At 47.5% G+C, this 22318-nt stretch carries 21 protein-coding genes; 16 read left to right on the plus strand and 5 right to left on the minus strand.

The window, feature by feature from the left end; all coding sequences use genetic code 11:
- The first annotated feature begins 2 nt into the window (after positions 1 to 2).
- The 3 genes from RIH33_RS04475 (at position 3) to RIH33_RS04485 (ending at position 4777) form a co-directional block, all read left to right on the plus strand.
- Positions 3 to 920, plus strand: a complete 918-nt coding sequence (locus RIH33_RS04475) for a polysaccharide deacetylase family protein (protein WP_406653973.1) — start codon at positions 3 to 5, stop codon at positions 918 to 920.
- A 109-nt stretch (positions 921 to 1029) separates the two neighbouring features.
- Positions 1030 to 3459: an ABC transporter permease gene (locus tag RIH33_RS04480; RefSeq protein ID WP_406653974.1), complete on the plus strand. Its 2430-nt coding sequence runs from the start codon at positions 1030 to 1032 to the stop codon at positions 3457 to 3459.
- A gap of 694 nt (positions 3460 to 4153) precedes the next feature.
- Positions 4154 to 4777, plus strand: coding sequence for a hypothetical protein (locus tag RIH33_RS04485; RefSeq protein ID WP_406653975.1), 624 nt, complete (start codon positions 4154 to 4156; stop codon positions 4775 to 4777).
- A 282-nt stretch (positions 4778 to 5059) separates the two neighbouring features.
- Here RIH33_RS04485 and RIH33_RS04490 read toward each other — a convergent pair whose 3' ends face one another.
- Both RIH33_RS04490 and RIH33_RS04495 read right to left on the minus strand, forming a co-directional pair.
- The gene (locus tag RIH33_RS04490; protein ID WP_406658693.1) at positions 5060 to 6481 is read right to left on the minus strand and encodes a hypothetical protein; all 1422 of its coding nucleotides are present in this window, start codon (positions 6479 to 6481) and stop codon (positions 5060 to 5062) included.
- A gap of 531 nt (positions 6482 to 7012) precedes the next feature.
- Positions 7013 to 8155 (minus strand): N(5)-(carboxyethyl)ornithine synthase, encoded by a 1143-nt coding sequence (locus RIH33_RS04495; protein ID WP_406653977.1) that lies wholly within the window; start codon positions 8153 to 8155, stop codon positions 7013 to 7015.
- 450 nt (positions 8156 to 8605) lie between these two features.
- Here RIH33_RS04495 and RIH33_RS04500 point away from each other — a divergent pair, with 450 nt between their 5' ends.
- The 4 genes from RIH33_RS04500 (at position 8606) to RIH33_RS04515 (ending at position 10989) form a co-directional block, all read left to right on the plus strand.
- Positions 8606 to 9151: a dihydrofolate reductase family protein gene (locus RIH33_RS04500; protein WP_406653979.1), complete on the plus strand. Its 546-nt coding sequence runs from the start codon at positions 8606 to 8608 to the stop codon at positions 9149 to 9151.
- 47 nt (positions 9152 to 9198) lie between these two features.
- A complete protein-coding gene (locus RIH33_RS04505) occupies positions 9199 to 9780 on the plus strand; it encodes a YdeI/OmpD-associated family protein (protein WP_406653980.1) in 582 nt (193 codons plus the stop codon).
- A gap of 183 nt (positions 9781 to 9963) precedes the next feature.
- Positions 9964 to 10377, plus strand: coding sequence for a nuclear transport factor 2 family protein (locus tag RIH33_RS04510; RefSeq protein WP_406653981.1), 414 nt, complete (start codon positions 9964 to 9966; stop codon positions 10375 to 10377).
- 126 nt (positions 10378 to 10503) lie between these two features.
- Complete coding sequence (locus tag RIH33_RS04515; protein ID WP_406653982.1) at positions 10504 to 10989, plus strand: hypothetical protein; 486 nt, start codon at positions 10504 to 10506, stop codon at positions 10987 to 10989.
- A 29-nt stretch (positions 10990 to 11018) separates the two neighbouring features.
- Here RIH33_RS04515 and RIH33_RS04520 read toward each other — a convergent pair whose 3' ends face one another.
- Complete coding sequence (locus RIH33_RS04520; RefSeq protein ID WP_406653983.1) at positions 11019 to 11348, minus strand: DUF1801 domain-containing protein; 330 nt, start codon at positions 11346 to 11348, stop codon at positions 11019 to 11021.
- Positions 11349 to 11725: 377 nt separating this feature from the next.
- Here RIH33_RS04520 and RIH33_RS04525 point away from each other — a divergent pair, with 377 nt between their 5' ends.
- From RIH33_RS04525 to nudK, 8 genes are all read left to right on the plus strand, one after another.
- A complete protein-coding gene (locus RIH33_RS04525) occupies positions 11726 to 12487 on the plus strand; it encodes an SDR family oxidoreductase (RefSeq protein ID WP_406653984.1) in 762 nt (253 codons plus the stop codon).
- A gap of 1 nt (position 12488) precedes the next feature.
- The gene (locus RIH33_RS04530; protein WP_406653986.1) at positions 12489 to 13394 is read left to right on the plus strand and encodes a helix-turn-helix domain-containing protein; all 906 of its coding nucleotides are present in this window, start codon (positions 12489 to 12491) and stop codon (positions 13392 to 13394) included.
- Positions 13395 to 13473: 79 nt separating this feature from the next.
- Positions 13474 to 13797 carry an ArsR/SmtB family transcription factor gene (locus RIH33_RS04535; protein WP_406653987.1) on the plus strand — a complete coding sequence of 108 codons (324 nt, stop codon included), beginning with the start codon at positions 13474 to 13476 and terminating at the stop codon, positions 13795 to 13797.
- A gap of 8 nt (positions 13798 to 13805) precedes the next feature.
- A complete protein-coding gene (locus tag RIH33_RS04540) occupies positions 13806 to 14270 on the plus strand; it encodes an SRPBCC domain-containing protein (protein ID WP_406653989.1) in 465 nt (154 codons plus the stop codon).
- A 6-nt stretch (positions 14271 to 14276) separates the two neighbouring features.
- On the plus strand, positions 14277 to 14669 hold the full coding sequence (locus RIH33_RS04545) for a DoxX family protein (protein ID WP_406653990.1): 393 nt from the start codon (positions 14277 to 14279) through the stop codon (positions 14667 to 14669).
- On the plus strand, positions 14666 to 15244 hold the full coding sequence (locus tag RIH33_RS04550) for a YdeI/OmpD-associated family protein (protein ID WP_406653991.1): 579 nt from the start codon (positions 14666 to 14668) through the stop codon (positions 15242 to 15244). The genes RIH33_RS04545 and RIH33_RS04550 overlap by 4 nt, the downstream gene beginning before the upstream one ends.
- Positions 15245 to 15265: 21 nt before the next feature.
- Complete coding sequence (locus tag RIH33_RS04555; RefSeq protein ID WP_406653992.1) at positions 15266 to 15892, plus strand: YdeI/OmpD-associated family protein; 627 nt, start codon at positions 15266 to 15268, stop codon at positions 15890 to 15892.
- A 65-nt stretch (positions 15893 to 15957) separates the two neighbouring features.
- Positions 15958 to 16536 (plus strand): GDP-mannose pyrophosphatase NudK, encoded by a 579-nt coding sequence (nudK, locus tag RIH33_RS04560; protein ID WP_406653993.1) that lies wholly within the window; start codon positions 15958 to 15960, stop codon positions 16534 to 16536.
- A gap of 40 nt (positions 16537 to 16576) precedes the next feature.
- Here nudK and RIH33_RS04565 read toward each other — a convergent pair whose 3' ends face one another.
- The gene (locus tag RIH33_RS04565) at positions 16577 to 16771 is read right to left on the minus strand and encodes a helix-turn-helix transcriptional regulator (protein WP_406653995.1); all 195 of its coding nucleotides are present in this window, start codon (positions 16769 to 16771) and stop codon (positions 16577 to 16579) included.
- Positions 16768 to 17181: a hypothetical protein gene (locus RIH33_RS04570; RefSeq protein WP_406653997.1), complete on the minus strand. Its 414-nt coding sequence runs from the start codon at positions 17179 to 17181 to the stop codon at positions 16768 to 16770. The genes RIH33_RS04565 and RIH33_RS04570 overlap by 4 nt, the downstream gene beginning before the upstream one ends.
- 368 nt (positions 17182 to 17549) lie before the next feature.
- Here RIH33_RS04570 and RIH33_RS04575 point away from each other — a divergent pair, with 368 nt between their 5' ends.
- A complete protein-coding gene (locus tag RIH33_RS04575; RefSeq protein WP_406653998.1) occupies positions 17550 to 22241 on the plus strand; it encodes a glycosyl hydrolase in 4692 nt (1563 codons plus the stop codon).
- Positions 22242 to 22318: the final 77 nt, after the last annotated feature.

Below are 22318 nucleotides of genomic sequence, written 5' to 3' on the forward strand. Positions count from 1 at the left end.
CCATGAAAAACACTTTTTTGATCAGCCTGCTGCTCGCGAGCATCCACCTGCAATACACCCACGCACAAACCATTCAGGAGCAACTGGGGTATTCCCCAAACACCAAACTTCTCATCATCCATGCGGACGATCTTGGGGTGTCCCATTCCGAAAATATGGCCTCTTTTCAAGCCATTGAAAACGGAGTGGTCACCTCCGCGAGTATTTTGGTGCCCACCCCCTGGTTTTCAGAGGTTGCCGAGTATGTGAAATCCCACCCTGAAGCAGATTTCGGGATTCACCTGTGTCTCAACAGCGAGTGGAAACACTACAAATGGGGTGCGGTGAGTGACCCTTCTCAGGTGGCTTCCCTACTTGAAAAAAACGGCTTGTTTTCTGATAACGGACAATGGGTGGCGGAACATGCCGACATCAATGAGATGGAGCTGGAAATGCGCGCTCAAATAGATCGGGCCATCGCCTCAGGTATCACCCCCACCCACATAGATGCACACATGATGACTGCCTATCGAAGGGCAGATTTCGTGCAGGTACTTTTGAAAATCAGTCAGGAATATAAGCTCCCGATCGGTGTGGATGTGAAGGAACTGAAAGCACGCTATCCGGAGCTGGACTTTCCGGAAATGATCTCTCTGGACAATCTGTATGGCGCCGGACCGGAGGACTTTGAGAAAGCTCTGGCTGAATACTATACTTCCGTGCTCCGGGGACTCACTCCGGGACTTCATGAAATCCTTGTGCATACGGCCTATGATGATGCCGAGATGCAGGCCATCACCGTGGAGCATGTCAATTGGGGATCCGATTGGCGTCAGCAGGACTTTGATTTTTTCACCAGTGAAGCTTGCAGGAAGATACTCGCAGAAGAAAAAATCCAGCTCATTACCTGGAAAGAAGTGCGAGACAAACTCATGAAATAGTACCAGGGAGAAGAACCGTTTAAAAAAAACACCGGCGTGGGTGCAACTTTTTGTCAGAAAGAGCATCTAATAGGTATCCCAATTAGAAATCTAACTAACACGCTCAGCCATGCTGCGAAACTATTACATCACTGCCCTTCGAAACCTCCTCAAGCACAAGAGCTATTTCATCCTCAACATGGGTGGACTGGCCATTGGCATCACCAGCTTTATCTTCATTGCCCTCTACGTCATCAATGAGCTGAGCTACGACCGGTTTCATTCAAAGCACGAAAATACCTATCGCGTGCAGGTGCGGGGGCAGATGATGGGCCAAAACCTGAACATGGCCGTCACAGCGTCACCTATGGCGCAGGCCCTCCTGCAAGACTATCCGGAGGTCTCCACAGTGACACAGGTCAAAGAAAGTGGCGCCTGGTTTATAGGCCAGGGAGAGAAAAAATTCAATGAGGACGGCGTACTCTTTGCTGATTCCTCCTTCTTCGAGGTGTTTGACTTTCCGCTCATCGAGGGAGACCCTAAAACGGCTCTGGTGAAGCCCCGATCGATGGTGCTTACGGAAACCTTCGCAAAAAAATACTTTGGTAACGAACCGGCGCTGGGCAAGCGAATCACAGTGGAGCAAGACACGGTTTTCTATGAAGTGACTGGTGTAATGGCTGATGTGCCGGACAATTCACACATCAAATTTGACATGCTGGGCTCCCGCAGCACCTACAAGGTGTGGGACAATAACCACTGGGTGAGCCATAACGAATACACCTACATCGTACTGAATGAAAATGCCGACCACAAGGCCTTTGAGAAAAAACTGGAAGAAGTGGTCAAAAAGTATGTAGGTCCACAGATTGCACAATACCTGGGCACTACCATGGAAGCATGGGAGAGCGCTGGCAATTCTTTTGGCTACTACCTCATGCCCATTACGGACATTCACCTCCACTCCAACGTGGAGGATGAGCTGGAGGCCAATAGCCACATCTCCTACATTTACATTTACACACTCATCGCCTTTATTCTGCTTTTCATTGCCATCATCAACTTTGTGAACCTGGCCACGGCACAGTCCGCTGCACGGTCCAAGGAAGTGGGCATCCGCAAGGTGATGGGGTCTGACCGGCAGGCGCTGATCTACCAATTTATTTTTGAGTCCATCCTGATTGCCATAGCCGCCACCCTCATAGCGGCACTGCTCGTGGCGCTGCTCACCGGGCAGTTTGAAAGCCTCGTGGACAAAGGGCTGGCCATTAACCTGACCAGTAGCTTCCTGAGCCTCTTCATCCTGCTGGGGCTGGCCATTGTCATCGGGGTGATGGCGGGTTTTTATCCTGCGTTTGTGCTGGCAGGCTTTCGTCCGGCGGAGGTACTCAAGGGCCGGGTAAAAGCTGGTGCCAAAACGGGCTGGCTGCGAAACCTGCTGGTGGTTATACAGTTTACCGCCTCTATTGTGATCATTGTGGGCACCATGGTCGTATACCGTCAGATTGATTTTATGCTGAACAAAAACCTGGGGTTTGACAAGGAACAAACCCTGGTGATCAGAAGGCCGGATGTGCTTCGCCAGAACCTGGAAACCTGCAAAAACGAACTTCTGAAAAACCCTAACATCCTGGCTGTAGCCAATGCCACCTCACTGCCCGGCAAAGACCGCTACAACAACAACGCCCACATGACTGAAGACAGCCCGGACTCCCCCTACCTGCTGATGGAAAACTCTGTGAGCTTTGGCTACGCAGAGTTGATGGGACTGGAACTGGTGGCCGGTCGCCTGCACTCCCGACAGTATGCTTCTGACTCAACTGCCGTGGTGATCAACGAGACGGCCGCACGTACCATGGGCTATAGTGTAGAGGAAGCCGTGGGGAAAAATTTCGTTGACAAGGACCGTGACGGGACTGTCTGGCGCAAGCCCATCATTGGAGTGGTAAAAGACTATAATATCCAATCGCTGCACCGGCCCATAGAACCCACCATGCTGCGACTCATGCACGGCAACTGGGAAGGATTTATGTTGGTGAAAGTGAGCAACACCCAGAACATCCGGGAGACGCTGGCCTATATGGAAGAAACCTGGTTTAAATACTCCTACAATAAGCCTTTTCAGTATTTCTTTTTTGATGATGACTATGCCGATCTGTATAAGTCTGAGTCCACCACCGGACGGGTATTTCTGGTATTTGCCGGCCTGTCCATCTGCATTGCATGTCTGGGTCTCATAGGGCTGATCACCTACACCACGTCCATTCGCAAGAAGGAAATAGGCATTCGCAAAGTGCTGGGTGCGGGTACGGCCACGCTGGTGACCCTCCTCTCCAGTGAGTTTGTGAAGCTGATCGTGATCTCTACACTTATCTCATGGCCCGTGGCCTATCTGGCCATCAACTACTGGCTGCAGAACTTTGCGGACCGCCTGGCTATGAGTCCGTGGTACTTTGTGCTGTCCACCCTGGTGGTGGTACTCATCGGGAGCCTGGCCATCAGTTTCCAGACCATCAAGGCCTCCCTGAGCAACCCCGTTGACAGCCTGCGGCAGGAGTAAGCTGCTGGTTGATTATGCCAAAATGAGACCTTCTGGTACGTAAAAAAACCAGCCCCTATGGGTGAAACAGGCTCCATGCCAGTGAACAAGGGCTCCATGGTGATCAATATGCCTCCATGCCAACCAAATACGTCTCCATGCCCAACATGGAGGAAGTCAGCAATAACATGACGGAATATTATTTGGCATGAGTGTGTATAAATCAGCATGACAGAATAATATTTGGCATGGGTAGTAATCTCATTACAGCTGCAAAAATTAATGCTTGACTCGTAATGGTTAATGGGTTATTTTGGTGGGAAGATTCCGGTATTCCTCGTGCCTCAGAAACCGGAATGACAATCGTTAACCGTTTCGTCATTCCGGTTTTGGACGAAGCACAGCGATGGACAAATACCGGAATCCCGGCCAACCTCCTCCCCTTGTTGCCATTTCCAGCTAATCACCAACCATCAAAACACAAGCTCTCAATAAATTCAGTGTGACAATGCATGGCGTGAAACCTCCAGTCCCCCCTCTAATCTGTTATGGGCACACTGAGCCACTGGTTGTGCTTCTAACCCAATTCTCTTACTTTAGTACGCCTGGCAACTACTGCCCTTGTTGGAGTTGTTTCCAACAAGTGAGATAGGGCTGGCGAGTTAGAGAATTACTATTCATGAGTATATGGAGCACAGTTCTAACAAAAAAGGATATGGATAGAATAGTATTTTTTGCCCTCATAGGCATTTGGTCCCTCATCAGTTGTACCGATCATTCTTCAATTATTGAAGGGAATGAGCCAGACACGTTGCTGCTCTCCAAAGAAGATAGCCTGAGTTTTTTGACAGACAGTATGGCGCTGGCTCAGGAAAATTTACGTGATTCTCTAAGGAATGAAGGATGGTATTCTTTCAACAGTTTTAGTGTTAATGAAGCAGGCATCTTGTACCAGGATAGTATTGGAATATTGAAGCCTGATTTTGCAGATTCAATATCTAGGGGTTATTTGGTTTACTTACCAGCATTCGAATACCAAACCGAGCAAGGTAATAGCTTTACAACAAGTTACCCCTGCATCTCTGACTCACCACCTGAAATGTGCAAGATAAAATTTGAAAAACGAGATATTCCTGATGATGGGCAAATTGTATTACAGAACCTAGATACAATAGGAGTATTTTTTAATGAAAATTCATCTTATAGCACTGGAATATCGTTGTACCTTCTATCCGCATCTAGCCCGAACACTTTCGAAATGTCCTATTATATAAGATACACTGAGGAGTGGAAACACGCCGCTTGGTGTATCGCGTATTCTGCACATAGATATAAATAGTATGAGAGTCCCAAGTGACTCTGGCGACCCTCGTCTGTTCCTGTTTCCCACTCACCAACAAGATGAAATTAGCCCCTAGAATGTAGCGTGATGATATGATTCCCGCCTGCGCGTGAATGACGATCTGGGTAGGAGTAAACCAGTAATGTCAACCCATCAAATGCGGGTATGGAAGTGCCCGGTTTTGAAACTTGAGAATGTAATCATTCACGCTACAATTTAGGGATAGTGAGACAGTTGAAACCTACCCAAGTGGGTTTATGACGGTTCCCCCTCACGAGTTCACTCCAGATTCAACCTATACAGCCAAAACAAATACTGATAACGACTCAAAGTTTTCAGTTCACCTGACCTGAACAATAATACCTCGTCCCCTACACCGTTATTGTTAACGCACACTTTAAGTCCTCGCATATAATCTTTTTCCACCTTAGTTAATGAAAGCATCCCATCAGTATCAAACTTAACCTGAGTTAGATTTGATTCGAAATTTCTATACACAAGGTTCAGCCTGGACCTGTCTGTGTTAAGCATGACAAAGGGGTATGATCCGTCAAATGATCTAGACCATTTCATTTCAAAATCCATATTAATCCCGTATGCGTATATTTTTCTGCGCAGGTAATTATCATCGAATTTGTATCCAATCAGGATAAACTCTTCACCAATCTTATATAACCCGTAGATCAAGATTTTATCCTTGGCAAAGGGTACTCCGGAAGAAATTGACCTCTCCAATTTCTTGTGCTTCTTCTCAGGGGTATGGGACTTGAAATAATCAATATCGAAATTAATTACATGAGATTCTATGTTGATGGGCTCGTTAAGATCTTGAGATTTAATCAACAGACCTCTGGTCCCACTATTTGTGTGCAATGCAAATGAAGAGAGTAAATAAAGTTGATCATCCACAACACCCATCAGCACATTATCCACTTTCTGAATCCTATCAACCAACACTGCCTCTTTACCCAGTGTAAGACGATAACACTCAAAATAGAATCCAGGAGAGCTCTTGACCTTGACCAAAACGTAAGCATCACCATTGTTGCAATAATCAACATCCAATATGGAAAGGACATTTTGACTCCTGCCTAAGTCAAAATCATCCGTACGTGAGATGTTGAATTGATCGTTAAACTCCACTATTCTAATCTTTTCATTCTCTGAAAATGAAACTGGCACCGAATAGATAAAAGCCAATTTTGAAGTGTCGTTAGAAATATGGAAGGTTTGAAACTCACTCTTCCTACCCGTTTCTTTTTTAGCAAAAGCAGTAAAGAACTGATTCTTTGACTTCACCAAATTATTCAAATCGATGGATTGAGCGTAGAATTTCAGGCTGTCCTTCTCCTCAACCTGAGTGATGTGGATAAGATCATCTTTGAAGTAGGCGGACCCCACAGAATTGAGATTTTCCAAATGACCATCCAGGTAAATCACCTCATTTATGGGATTCATATTCCGATCAAACCGATGGAGTTCGTGTGTGAGCTTTCCTTCAATAAATACCTTAAAACTCACAAAAAAGGAGCTGTCCTTTTCAAAAGACAATGAAGGGATATAATGTTTGTGCCCAGTTAAGACACTGTCCCCTTTTACTAAAACCTGACCATAAACACCTCTTGCAAAGCAATAGAGTACGACGAGCAGGCACAAATACTTATTCCAAATCATAAAACTCAATACTTTAGTCGGTGGCATAACCACCTGAGTTTTTCCAGATACCACATTATTAAGATACAATTATCTACCATTCACGTGACATTCACGACAAGTAGGATAAAATTTGCCTCTTGAAGTAAAGAAACCAGAGCCCTTGTTGGAGTTGTCTCCAACAAGTGAGATTGGGCTTCTTCCCGATGATGTTTCACCAACAATCAGGATGACCTTGACCTCTTGAAGTAAAGAAACAAAGGTGATAATGCGATTCCCGCCTGCGCGTGAATGACGATCTGGGTAGGAATAGCACCAGCATCGTCATTGCGAGTATCCGGATAGCAATCGGGGACGAAGCAATCCTCCGTTGTGTCCCCTTTGTACCTATCATTCCATCCTTCTACTCGGCAGTTTACAACTGCCTGCTAAGGATGATAAGTCGGGAAGTCGGCATGCTTTATAAGCCTGACAGGTCCTTTAGCCTGTCAGGGTTCGCACTTCGAGATGCGCAGCCTGACAATGCCAATCGTGAAAAACCACAAAATCACCTTTCAATCTGTCAGGTTGAGCTTTCCCCTATCCTATCAAATGGGGATATAGAAGCGCCCGGTTTTGAAACCTGAGAATGGAATCTTTTTGGATCACCCCCTGATCAATATTAATGGCCTGATGAATGGTTTCATTGGCTTTCCACGCAGCACGCCCGCTTAGCACCGTGGGGAGGTGAACGATGAGTGCTGCAGAAATGGACCTGGACGCACTCTCCCACAAATAGCTGGGAGTATGGTCTACGGCATAGTAATCCGCACTACCCACTGCGAACATCGGCTCTTTGAAAGAGGTAGGTTTGGCAAAGTAAAAGCCCATCCCCTCGTCGCAGCTCACGTCTATGATCAGGCACCCTTTCTTCAATATCGCTTGCTCCTCTTCAATGATAAAATCGATCGGGTCGTTGGTGTCCTGATAGGTGCCATTGATGATGATGTCCGATTCGTGGATCAACTCCGACAAAGGCCGCTCAGAGCCGTCGTGCTCCACGAGCAACATGCGCGGCTCACCTGCGCGCCCTTTCCTGATCCTTGAGTAATTCACATCCAGGATTTCCTCACGCACCTCGTGATCGGGCCTTTGAATACAAATGGTGATGTCTCTAAAGCCATGCGCCTTCAGTGCATAGATGGCTCCACGGCTTACCGCCCCAAAGCTAAAAATGATCACTTTTCGCTGATTGCCATAATGCCCGTCGATCCCTTTCAGTTGTAAAGCATGGATCACCGCACAGTAGCCGGCCATTTCATTGTTTTTGTAGAAAGTATGCCTACCCTGCAGGCCTGCCGGCGACCAAACAAACATGTCTTCAAAAGCGATCAGGGTCAACTTACGATCGATGGCACATTGAGTAATAGAGCTTTGCTGAGCACAATGCGGGTATCCCCAGATCACGCCTCCTTCACGTAGTTCCTGCAAGTCGGAGATCACGGGCTTGGCTATTATCACATTGCCTACTTCGCCTAGTAGCTCCTTTCTGGAAGCGAGCCCTCCGGAAAGAGATGCCATCTCCTGATCATCTATACCAAACGACACTCCATAGCCTTTTTCAAAGATGAGGTGCTTTCTTACTTCCTCAGGTAACCGTAGTAAATGTTCCGGGTGGATCGGTACCCTGCGTTCATCGGCTTTTTTAGAGGTGCCAATCACTCCCATATCTGTCATGTTCATAATGTTCGGTTTTAAGGGCCTACCAAGCGATAGACAATGAATCCACTGAGATGCTGATTCGTTGGAAATAATGGCGGTACACACATCAAAATGGATCGCCAAAATTCAAAACCGGAATGATTCGTTAAAAAAGACGGAAGGATTCCTAAAGGAGATGAGTAGAATTGAAAAGATTCCATATCAAAGATACCATTAATAAAACTGACATGTTTGGACCCTCATATCCATGTGCACTTAACCATGCATCTGAACATGCGGTCTTTAAAATGATTACTTGGACGATCATTCAACCAGAGTAGCGTTGCCTTACACTTCGACGATGCTCAGTGTGACAATGCATGGGGCCTCCAGTCTCCCCTTAAATCTGTCATGGGTACACTGAGCCACTGGTTGTGCTTCTACCCCATTTCTCTTACTTTAGTAGTCCTGGTAACTAATCAGACAAGCACCATGAGAAAGATCGTTTATTACGTGGCAAGCTCCATAGACGGATTTATATCCGGCCCCAATGAAGACATTGCTGGCTTTGTACAGGGTGGTAACGGGGTGGACCAGTACCGGGCAGACCTGGCCAGCTATGACACTGTGATCATGGGCAAAAACACCTATGAATTTGGGTATCACTATGGACTCCAGCCGGGACAGCCCGCATATCCACACATGAAGCACCTCATCTTTTCTAATACCCTGACCTTTGAAAATGCAGATCCACGTGTGCAGGTAAAGAAAATTGACCTGGCAGAGATTGAGAAAATCCAGAAACAGACCGGCACGGACATATACCTGTGTGGTGGTGGGGTATTTGCCGGATGGCTATTAGATCACCAAAAAATTGACATCCTCAAGCTCAAGCTGAATCCCTTGATTTTGGGACAAGGTATTCGCATTTTTGGGGAATCCCCTCAGAAGTTCAGGCTGGTGCTCATGGACACTTCGCCTTACGGAAATGGTCTGCAGATCATGACCTATCGCATTGATTACGAGAACAAAATCTAACCTCAGGAGCGTGTCCAGAACTACCGGATGAGCAGAAATCAGATGAAATGACAAACAAGCAAAATGAATCCCTCCTTGTGCTGAGTGTCCGGGAATGGAGAGATTGGCTGGAGCGTAATCATGCCGAAAAGCAATCCATATGGCTCATACAGTACAAGAAGCACTCCGGCATGCCCGCCGTTTCGTGGAGTGAGGCCGTAGACGAAGCGCTTTGTTTTGGGTGGATAGACAGCACCAAGCGGCCAATAGACGAAGAAAAGTACATGCAATACTACGGCAAGCGAAAACCCACCAGTACCTGGTCAAAAGTGAATAAAGAAAAGGTAAAAAAACTCATTGCCGACGGGCGCATGACCAGTGCCGGACTGGAAAGCATAAAGATCGCCAAGCAAAACGGCTCATGGAACATCCTGGACACTGTGGAGGCACTTATCATTCCCGATGACCTGGCGGAGGCCTTCAAAACCACACCCGGCTCCAGGGACTTTTTTCTGGGTTTGAGTAAATCTGCAAAAAAAAGCATCTTACACTGGCTGGTGATGGCCAAAAGACCTGAAACCAGGCAAAAGCGGATCAAAGAGACAGTGGAAGGTGCTGGTGAGCATCTTTTGCCCAAACCACTCAGGTAGCAAATGGCTTCCTTGAAAAATCTCCCACAGATCATTTTGCTTCACATTTTGTAAGGTTGGACTATCGGTGTTTTGTTGTAAATTTTCATACAATGCTTTAAGCCCAACATGATGTTTCTCAAAAAATCATTCGCACTAATCCTCCTCCTGATTTCAATACTTTCTTGTGAAAAAACATCCCTATTGGAAGAAACCAGCAAGATCATGGCGCTGCACCGGGCGCAGAGGGAGTACCATTTTGGCAAAGATTCTGTGGCCTTTGCACACCAACTCTCCGATCAGTTTATCTCTGTGAACAGAGGCTCAATCAGCACACCGAAGAGACAAGAAACCATTTCCAGGTACCATGGCTACTTTTCATCCGTTGAATTTATCAAATGGGATGATTTAGCTGAACCCATTATCAGGTTCTCAGACGATGGCAGCATGGCCTACACGATCGTGGATAAAATAGTGGTGACCACTTATGAAGATGAGAATGGAGACACGGTAGAGGGTAGTACGCACTTTGCCTGGACAGCCATTTACAAGAAATATGGTGATGAATGGAAAATTGATTGCGTGACTTCAACAGAGGAACCGGTTCTTTCCAAGTGATGGCCTAAGAGATGGGTATGTAGAATTAGAAATTGAAAATAGGGTATCAACCTCCAATCATTCGCACGGCTCCAATTCCCAATTCTAAGCTAACTTGACCCCCTCAAAAAGTAAAGCAAACATCAAATGAAGGCCGCTACAGTAAGCGAAATTAAGAGGGAGTTAAAAACCAAAACCACAGGGGAGCTTTCGGAGCTCTGTCTTCGGCTGTCCAAGTTCAAAAGGGAGAACAAAGAGTTGCTGACTTACCTCCTTTATGAAGCTGCGGATGAGGAGGGCTACATCCAAAGTGTAAAAACCGAAATGGATGAGCAGTTTGATGAGATCAACACCACCAGCTACTACTTCATCAAGAAAAGTGTGCGCAAAATCCTGCGCATGGTCAAAAAATACATCCGGTACTCACCACACAAAACCACCGAGGTGGAGCTGCTGATCTACTTCTGCTCCAGCCTGAAAGAGATGAGCCCGGCCATCGGCAGGAACGTGACCCTACAAAATCTGTATGATCGCCAACTGGCCATGATCAGAAAAAAGGTGGTCGCCCTCGACGAAGATCTCCAGTATGACTATGGTGTGCTGCTGGATGAGATGGAGGGCATCGGTGGGTGAAAGGTGCGGCTTTCACTACATAAAGGCACCTACTCTCCCAACATGGGCAAATGTTTGATCCTGTGATACATTAACGCCAGACCGATGCAGCGCTTGAGTGCCTCCACAGGCACAGGCTCATCCAGATTCAGCACAATGGCCCGATCGCCTTCAAAAGTTAGTTCATCACCCAGCACCAGCCGAAATGTACTGACAAGCTCCGTACTACAAATAAAATACAGGAAATACTGATCGGGGGTCCGCGCCTTCCAGTCCATTCGAATCGTGCTGCCAGTCTTGGTCACATAACTAGGCTCCCCCCACTTGGTGGTTTCCATTAGTTTGCCAATCCCCTTCTCCACAGCCGTGTCTCGAATCAACTATCGCAGTTGTTGAAGCTTTTCGGAGGCTTCTCGTGGATATTCTGCCAATAACTCCTCCACTTTCTGACTACTAATAAATTCCATAAGTTGAATGGTTGTGGTTTCTTCCGATAAAGATACCCGCTCTCCGTGACAGCCCTATGTCACTCAGGTAATTCCCCGAAACCAACTTGCTGACAGAAAATCCGGGTTGCAGGAAACGGTAGTTCTTATTACTTTCCAACAGCAGCGAAAGGTTAAAGACCCTGACCCAATGAAGTAAAGGTCTGTTCATAATTATAAAACCGTGTTTCGGTTACAAGATCATCAGATTTTGATACAGTCCGCTTGTCATCCTACGTCAGCTTTGTATCATAAAACCAAAACATATCATAATGACAAAGAGAAAAATAGCCCTGGTGACTGGCGGAAGCAGAGGACTGGGCCGTGACATGGCCATCAAAATAGCCAGGAAAGGATTGGACGTGGTGATCACCTATCATACCAACCAACCGGCTGCCGAAGGAGTAGTAGCTGAAATCGAAAAAACAGGCAGTTCGGGGTTTGCCCTGCAGCTGGACAGCAGCAATACGAAAAGCTTCGAGGCATTCTACCAGAAACTCTCTGACTATCTGACCCTCAAAACGGGAAGTGCGCATTTTGATTACCTCGTCAACAATGCCGGCACGGGCATCTATCAGCCTTTTAGTGAAACCACCGAAGCGCAATTTGACGAAATGATGAACATCCACCTGAAGGGGGTATATTTTCTTACCCAAAAAGCACTGCCATTTCTCAATGACGGGGGCAGCATTGTCAATATTTCGTCAGGATTGGCCAGATTCACCTTCCCCAATTCATCAGCCTATGCCTCTATGAAGGGTGCAATTGAGGTTTTTACCCGCTACCTTGCCAAAGAGCTGGGACACAGAGGTATCACTGCTAATGTGGTAGCTCCGGGTGCTGTAGCCACAGACTTTGGGGATGGCATCAACAAAACCAATGAGCAGAAGAGGAAAATCGTGTCCAGTGTTACCGCTCTGGGCCGTGTAGGTGAGCCGGAAGACATAGGCGGGGTGGTCGCCTTCCTATGTAGTGAAGACGCACACTGGATCAATGCTCAGCGAATAGAAGCTTCCGGTGGAACATTAATTTAACATGCACATTATCAAATCCATTAGTGAGTATCACCAACTGGCCAACCTGCCCAAACCGGAGCATCCGTTGGTCAGCCTGGTGGACTACAGCCAGGTCAACTATCAAACCGATGGTGATGAGATCAGCATCGTTTCAGGCCATTATTCCATTGCACTAAAAAGGGGCATGAACGGTAAGTTCAGGTATGGTCAGCAGCCCTATGATTTCGACGAAGGGCTGATGTCCTTTGTATCGCCAGGACAGGTCATCACGGTGAAAGTACACCGGGATCCACACCCCCATCCTACTGGTTGGATTTTGCTCGTGCACCCCGACTTTCTTTGGGGTACACCCCTGGCTACTCGCATCAAAAACTATGAGTTCTTTGGGTACCACATCCATGAGGCCCTTTTCTTATCAGAAAAGGAGGAAAAGTCGATGATTGGTATCATGGAAAACATCCGGGAAGAATACCACGCCAACATCGACCAGTTCAGTCAAAACATCATCATTTCGCAAATAGAAGTACTGCTCAACTATGCCGAACGGTTTTATCAGCGGCAGTTTATCACCAGAAAAATCTCCAATCATGAAATCCTGAATAAACTGGAAGCAATTCTTACGCGGCACTTCTCCCGGGACAACCTGGCCAGTATTGGGCTCCCTACCGTGCAGGAAATAGCCGATCAACTGAATGTATCGCCCGGTTACCTCAGTAGCCTTCTCAAGGTACTCACAGGTCTGAATACTCAGCAGCACATTCATGAAAAGCTCATAGAAAAGGCCAAGGAAAAGCTCTCTACCACTCAGCTCTCGGTCAGCGAAATCGCCTATGGACTCGGATTTGAACACTCCCAGTCGTTCAGCAGACTGTTTAAGAGCAAAACCAACCTTTCACCACTGGAATTCAGGCTATCGTTTAGTTGAACCTTATCAACTATCTATTCATCCAAAACTTGCGCAGTTACTTGACTGCATATATATTTGCAGTCAAGTAACTGCATAAATGGAACTAAGAAGAGATGTATTTCAGGCCATCGCCGACCCCACCCGCCGGGCAATCATTGCATTGGTGGCCATGCAGGCCATGACACCCAGTGCCATTGCTGAAAATTTCCAGTCCTCCAGACAGACCATTTCCAAACATATTCAAATCCTGACGGCCTGTGAGATTCTGGAGCAGGAACAAAGCGGGCGCACCATCCATTATCATTTGAATCCTCAAAAAATTAAGGAAATCGCAGATTTCATAGAGCCATTTCGACAGTTATGGGACAATCGGTTCAACAAACTGGAGTCTGTGATGAAAAACTATCAATCCGATCAATAAACCATACTATGGAGCTTAAAACCAAGATCCACGCCGAAGACGGCAAACAGGAATTGTTCATCACCCGAGTATTTGACCTCCCCCTGGAGTTACTCTTTAAGGCCTATGTGGAGCCTGAACTGGTTGAGCAGTGGATGGGCACCAAGGTGCTGAAGCTTGAAAACAAAAGGCATGGCAGCTGGCAATTTGAAACCACCGATCCGCAGGGCAATAAACATGGCTTCAACGGCACGATCCATGAGTTTGTGCCCAACCAAAAAATCACCCGCACATTTGAAATGGAAAGTGCATCATTTGGTGTTCAGTTAGAATTCCTTGAATTTGAAACGCTAACTGACAAAACCAGCAAGCTCACCATGCATGTGATATACCGCTCAGTGGCCATCAGAGATCAAATCCTCCAGCTGCCTTTCGCCCAGGGAATCAATATGGCGCACAATCGCCTGGAAAAAATTCTGACCAACTTAAATTAACCAATCATGAAAAAGAGAGACAAGATCATTTATTGGGTAGCCACTCTTTGGCTGGCCCTGGGCATGACCTCCACGGGAATCGTTCAGCTCATCAAAATGGACGAGGAAGTGGCTAAAATCACCCAATTGGGCTACCCGGAATACCTACTGACCATACTCGGTACCTGGAAGATATTAGGGGTGGTGGCGATTCTCACCCCGCGATTCGCATTGCTCAAGGAATGGGCCTACGCCGGGTTTTTCTTTAACATGTCGGGGGCTGTATATTCTCATTGGGCAGCAGCAAGTGACCCCACAGAACTCTTCGGGCCCGTCCTTTTGATTGTACTGACCGTTACATCATGGTATTTCAGACCAGCTGATAGAAAACTATCTTTGAACAACTCCATATACTCATGAATCCCAAGGTTGACTTCTTTTTCAACAAAACCAGCAAATGGCAGCAAGAATACGCGTATCTGAGAAAAATCATTCATCAGACTGAGCTCACAGAAGAATTGAAATGGGGATGCCCCTGCTATACTTTCCAGAAAACCAATGTGGTATTGATCCACGGTTTTAAGGAATACTGTGCGCTTCTGTTCCACAAAGGGGCTTTGCTGAAAGACACAGACGGTATCCTCATCCAGCAAACAGAAAATGTACAGGCTGCTCGCCAGACTCGATTCACCAGCCTGGAGCAAATAGAGGCTATGGAATCCACACTAAAGGCCTACATCTATGAAGCCATTGAAGTGGAACGTGCCGGCCTGAAAGTGGAACTTAAAAAAACCTCGGAGTTCAGCATGCCTGAAGAATTTCGGCAGGTATTGGGCGAATACGCTGAATTAAAAACGGCTTTTGAGGCGCTTACCCCTGGCAGACAGCGGGGGTACCTTTTGCACTTCTCTCAACCCAAACAGGCCAAAACCCGTGAGTCAAGAATAGAGAAATGCATTCCTCAAATTCTGGAGGGAAAGGGATTAACTGATTAGAAACTTTCTAACCTAAAAAGCATGAACACCAATGTGGATACCTATTTCTCGGATGGTTGCGGGCGTTGCTCGTTTTATGGCACCCCACAGTGCAAAGTCAGAAATTGGCCAAAGGAACTCGCACAACTACGAAGAATAGTTCTGGAGACCGGGCTCATGGAAGAATCGAAGTGGGGAGTGCCCTGTTATACCTTTCAGGGTAAAAACATCGCCATTGTAAGTGCTTTCAAGGAGTACTGCGCCCTCAGTTTTTTCAAAGGGTCACTACTCCAGGACACGCATGGACTACTGGATAAGCCAGGTGAGCATACGCAGAGTGCCCGCCTCATCAAATTCACCCATTTGAAAGAGGTGCTGGATATAGAGGCCACACTCAAAGCCTGGATTTATGAAGCCATAGAAGTAGAAAAGGCAGGATTGGAAGTGATTTTCGAGGAAAATCCGGAGCCCATACCAGAAGAACTACAGCTGAAAATGAATGAAAATTCAGACCTGAAAGCAGCCTTTGAAGCCTTGACACCCGGTAGGAAAAGAGGCTACATTCTTCACTTTTCGGCACCCAAACAGTCCAAAACCAGGGTATCAAGGATTGAAAAATGTATCCCGCAGATTCTCGATGGCAGAGGTCTAAATGATCGCTACCAGTAAAATCACATTTCCAGGCACACCCAATCACCCCTCCTATCCGTTAAGTAGCCAAATACTCGGCTTATATGATAGAAAACGTAAAAATCCTGAACACGGAAATACTCTCTGACAACTGGTACATACTCCGCAAAATCACCTACGAATACCTCAAAAAGGATGGATCTCTGCAAACCCAAACCCGCGAAGCTTACGACCGGGGCAATGGCGCCACTATACTGCTTTACAACAAAGCCCAGAAAACCGTCATTCTCACCCAACAGTTTAGGCTTCCTACTTTCATCAATGGAAACGACAGTGGCCTACTGATAGAAGCCTGTGCCGGCCTGCTGGATAAGGACAATGCTGAGGACTGCATCAGACGAGAAACGGAAGAAGAAACGGGCTATAAAGTATCCTCCGTTCACAAAATTTTTGAAGCCTACATGTCGCCAGGTTCCGTGACGGAAATATTACATTTTTTCATCGCAGAATACGCCAAAGAAATGAAAGTGAGTGATGGTGGCGGTGTGGAGCATGAAGAGGAAAACATTGAAGTAATGGAGGTAGCCTATGAAAAAGCACTGGATATGATCGGCTCTGGCGAGATCAAAGATGGTAAAACCATCATGCTGCTCCAACACCTGAGACTGCATCAAATCTTATAACCTGCAATGAACCCCGGGTGGGCAAGCCCACCCGAAAATTCTATTCCTCATATTGGAAGACCTCCTCAATGGACAGTTGAAACAGGCCTGCCAATTTGAAGGCCAGCGGTAAACTGGGATCAAACTTTCCCTTTTCTATCGCATTGATCGTCTGTCTGGATACCCCCAGCTCATCAGCCAACTGGGCCTGGGTGATGTCCCGCTCTGCTCGTAGTACTTTGATTCGATTTTTCATTTGTAACGGGTTAGACCGATCACGGTAGATACCAAATAAGTGAGACCGATCAGAATCACAAGGTGTGAAATCTCTGCATCGAAGCTTATCACATTGGCAACATCCAGCATGGAGTAACTCAGCCCCCCTACTACTGCCACGCCCAGTGCCAAAGCCATCGATTCAAGCTGCACTTTTCTGTACAATTCATCCAATCCATTCAGATGTCTCTTATTCGCCAAAATCATTCCCACGCCTATGGCAGTGTTGATCAGGATTGCGATCAATGATAAGGTAGCATCATTTCCCCAAATGAATTTCGGACCAAAGGAAACCACCGCCATGGTGAGGGTCCAGGCCAGTGTCCATACAGCCAGATTCGCTGTATTTCGCTTGTTGACCTGCTTCCAATTTTGAGATTGCTTATTCATAAGTCAAGTAAATTTTAATTTTAGTCAAGTTTATTTGACACAAATAAAGCTTAAGCGAATCAAATTATCAAACTTATTAGACAAAAAGCTAAGTAAACTTTACATTTTTAACCAAAACTCCTCCTCCGGGTACTTCACTGCCCCCATGATGTAGTATTGATGTACCACATGTAGTGGTATTGATGTGTTGTGTTCTCCACCCCTCAGGGATTTATTAGAGTAATTTTAAAAAATCAACCAACAAAAAATAAAAACCATAAAAATAAGGATTTCATGTAGTCGCATTTTGCGATATATTAAAAATAAACTAAACCTTAAATCAACTACGGCTTTCCTTATCTCAACCATCACTTACTAAAACCAATGTTATGAACAATCCAACCAAATTCTGGAAAACGACCTGGCTCGTGCTGGTCTTTATTTCCTCTTTACTATTATATCCGAGTGCACAAACCGTCCCGGTGGGGAGTGGTAGCTACACCACCGTATTTCCCGGCACAGATGCCGCGGGACGCAATACCTTTCCCAGTGGATCTCCGCAGCTTTCCGGAACCGCTGGCACCAAGCCTGTACCTACCAACGACTGGTATTCTAATATGATCAAAGTGGATCATGGCGGGCAGGCGTTTAACTATCCTTTGTCTTATAAGTCGCTCAGCAGTGGCCTGGTTATCAACTACACGGTGCCTCCCGCAGCTGGCCCCACAGAATACCGCCAGCCCATGGGTGATGTCAATGGCATAGTCATGGGCGTGAACGGTCTCAGTGCCAGTCAGTCCACAGCATCCAACCATTCAGACTGGACTGTCACCATGAACTGGGCCGGTGCCGGAAAAAGCTTTAACGCCACTATGGGTATTGGCATGCCGTTTACCTATTTCACCAAAGGCAGCGGTGACGTGGCAAAAGTTTCCGTGAACCATAATCCTTCCGGAGCCACTGTCAGTGGAAACAAAATCATCATCACCAACAACTACAACGGCGCCAACTTCGTGATTTTCGGCCCTGCCGGTACGGTATGGTCCGGCAGTGGTGGACAGTACACCTCCAGCCTGAACGGCAAGAACTACTGGTCCATGGCCATGCTACCACCTGGTGCTGATGTGAATACCGCCATTGCGGCTTTGGAACCACACGCCTTTGTCTTTCCCGGCAATACCCTCTCTGACTACAGTTACAATGAGTCCACCGGTACGGTCACAACCACTTTCACCATCACTCCGGATGTAAAAGAAGGGGGAAACAATACGTTCGTGCAAGGACTGCTCCCACACCAATGGTCACGACTGGCTTCAGGATCTGCCCAGCCTACTGGAATGAGCTATCCCACGGTGCGTGGCGAATTAAAACTGCTTCATGGCAATACTTTCTCGGTGGCCAATAAGTTCGGAGGAATACTGCCCACTCTGCCCGACCTGGGGAAATACAGCAATGGATTTGATCCCGGAGCACTCTATCAGAAAATAGAGGCCATCAAAAACGACGGGCTGGCAGAATGGACAGACTCTTACAATGAAGGGCAGGCCATGAATCGCCTGATTCAGGTCGCTCACCTGGCAGACCAGATCGGACATACAGAAGCCCGTGACCAACTGGTCAATACCGTTAAAAACAGACTGGAAGACTGGTTCCAGGCGGAAGGTGGCGAAGTGGCTTTTCTCTTTTACTATAATGATACCTGGAAGACCATGATTGGCTATCCTGCCGGGCACCGCCAGGACCAAAACTTAAACGATCACCATTTTCACTGGGGCTATTTTATCCACGCCGCAGCAGCCATAGAGCAGTATCAGCCAGGCTGGGCTGCCCAATGGGGTGGCATGGTAGATCTCCTGATCCGCGATGCCTCCAACCCTTCCCGAACAGACGCTATGTTCCCATTTCTGAGAAACTTCAGCCCGTTTGCAGGCCACTGCTGGGCCAATGGCTTTGCTACAGAGCCTTTCGGCAATGATCAGGAATCCACTTCAGAATCCATGCAATTCAACTCCTCCCTGATCCATTGGGGGTCGGTCACCGGAAATGATGCGGTGAGAGACCTGGGTATTTATCTCTACACCACAGAGCAGTCCGCTATAGAAGAGTACTGGTTCGATCAGAATGACCGCACTTTTCAGCCCGAATACCAGCATGAGATGGTAGCCCGCATCTGGGGTGGCGGCTATGACAATGGCACCTGGTGGACACAGGACATTGCCGCGTCTTATGGCATCCAGCTTTACCCCATCCATGGCGGGGCGCTCTACATGGGGCACAATACGGCTTATGTACAGGAAGTATGGAACGGCATGACCGCCAAAACGGATGTACTCAACAACGTATCGAATGATAACCTGTGGTATGACACGTATTGGAGCTTTCTTTCATTTTTAGACCCGGCCCAGGCCATAAGCTTATATAATGCGTATCCCGACAGAAACATCAAGTTTGGCATATCGGATGCCCAGACCTATCACTGGCTGCATACCATGAATGCCATGGGACAAGTGATGGAAGAAGTGACGGCAGACTATCCCATTTCGGCAGTATTCAATAAAAATGGTGTAAAAACGTATGTAGCCCACAACTACGGCTCCAGCACTATGACCGTTCATTTTTCTGATGGATTCAACCTCAGTGTGCCTGGTCGTACCATGGTGACCAACCGGGACATCACACCGACAGCCACCATCTCAGCCAGTGCCAGTGAGATTCCAGCCAATGGGTCCGTAACGCTGAGTGCCTCCACCTCAGGAAGCGGTATTACCAAAGTAGAATTCTACCGTGGAAGCCTACTCGTTGGCACAGATACCTCTGCTCCCTACTCCGCAACAGATAGTAATGTACCAGCCAGCCTGGTCAGCTACTACGCGAAGGTATATGTGGGCACCAGTCTGAACGTTTCAAATGTGGTTCGGGTGCAAGTCGGCTCACAACTGCCCTATACTGGCACCCCGGCAGCCATCCCCGGCACCGTGGAGGCTGGCTATTACGACAGTTTTGAAGGTGGAAGCGGCCAGGGTATTTCTTACTCCGATGCCACTCCATGGAATGAAGGAGACTTTAGACAAAGTGAAGCGGTAGATGCCGGCAGTACGGCCAGTGAAGGATTTACCGTCGGATGGATTGATGCCGGAGAATGGCTGGAATACACGGTGAACGTGGCTCAGTCTGGAAACTACAACGTCCAGATTCGCTATACCTCGGGCAACGCTGCAGGCGGTGGTCCGTTCTGGTTTGAGCGCGAAGACGGCACCAAAATCAGTGAAGACATCACGGTGACCATGAATGACGCCAGTTGGACCAATTATACCAATAAGGACATTACTGGTATAGCACTGGGGGCAGGTACTCAGGTGATCAGAGTCCGTGCCGGTAACGGTGGCTTCAACCTCGGCAGAATGACTTTTGAATATGATGGTACCCCTACACCGGTACTAACGACCATAGTGGTGAGCCCTGCTAATGCATCGATCGCGCAAAACGACACCCAGCAGTTCACCGCACAGGGTTATGATCAAAACGGGGACCCCATAGCGATGACACCTACCTGGAGTACCAATGGTGGGAGCATCAATGGCTCGGGCCTCTACACAGGATCTACGGTTGGTAACTTCACAGTGACCGCTTCATCCGGCGGAGTGTCAGGCACTGCAAACGTGTCAGTCAACAGCCAGGCTCCGGTGCTCACCTCCATTACAGTGAGCCCATCAAGTGCTTCCATCAGTCAGAACGGCACCCAACAGTTTGCCGCACAGGGTTATGATCAGAATGGCAACCCCATGAGCGTGTCCCCAACCTGGACCACCAATGGCGGCTCCATCAATGGATCCGGACTATACACGGGTAGTTCTGTTGGTAGTTTCACTGTGACCGCTTCCGCTCAGGGCATTTCAGGAACTGCATCCATTTCTGTGACCGGTGGTGGTGGAACAGGCTGTTCTTTTCAGGCATCTACCGGAGATTACACAGCTGAGGTATCTTCTGATTCCCCCAACCCTACGATTACTTTCATACCGTCGGTGAGTGGTGTGGGTGATAACGTGACCATTCTCTATTACGGTACGTCCCCTACTGGTGGGTATCCCGGCTACATTGTTTCGCCAAACACTCCATACCAGATCAATGCAGCAGCCGGACAAACCATTTACTTCTATTATACCTACAGTTTGCCTCAGGGTGGAGAAAACAATACCTCAGCGAGCAGGCACTCATTTGAGGTAGGTAATTGCGGCAGTAGTACCCCTACCCCCGTACTCACCACCATCACTGTATCTCCGGCTTCTGCTACCCTTGAGCTAAATGATACCCAGCAGTTCTCCGCTCAGGGTTTTGACCAAAACGGAAACCCAATGAGTGTGTCCGCCGCATGGTCTGCAACTGGAGGGAGTATTAACGGATCGGGGCTATATACCGCCAATTCGGCCGGGTCATTTACCATCACGGCTTCCTCACAAGGCGTGTCCGGCAATGCAACGGTTACCGTGAATACTTCAAGTGGGGGTGGCTGTACGTTTACAGCCTCCACAGGTGATTACACGGCTGAGGTGTCGTCAGATGCGTCTAACCCGACCATCACTTTTGTGCCTTCAGTGAGCGGTGTGGGCAACAACGTCACGATCCTTTACTATGGCACCTCTCCCACAGGTAATTACCCCGGATATATGGTAAGTCCGAATACACCTTACCAGATCAATGCGGCAGCTGGTCAGACCATTTACTTCTACTATACTTACAGTTTGCCTCAGGGAGGAGAAAATAACACCTCCGCCTCCAGACATAGTTTTGTGGTTGGTAATTGCAATTCCGGAGCTCGATGGGCACCGGAAAGCACTGCACTGAACGCCCTCTCTGATCTGGTGCTTTATCCTAACCCGGTGAATGACAAGGTCATCATCTCAGGGCTGTCCGGAACAGGAGAATTGGAACTGGTAGATGTAAGTGGCAGAATCTGTCAAAAGTGGGTCATCGACACCATCGACGGGCGTCAGGAACTGGACATGAAACACCTGGCTTCGGGTACCTATCTCCTGAGGGTCAATACCTCTCAACCAAAAACACTTAGACTGCTAAAAGAGTAAATCAAATCTCATATACTATCGACTAAAAGGTTGCCTCATTGGGGCAACCTTTTTTTATTTCTTCGTCTGGCTCACTA

Origin of the sequence: Marinoscillum sp. (assembly GCF_040222955.1) — a bacterium.
In the GTDB taxonomy this organism is placed as follows: Bacteria; Bacteroidota; Bacteroidia; order Cytophagales; family Cyclobacteriaceae; genus Marinoscillum.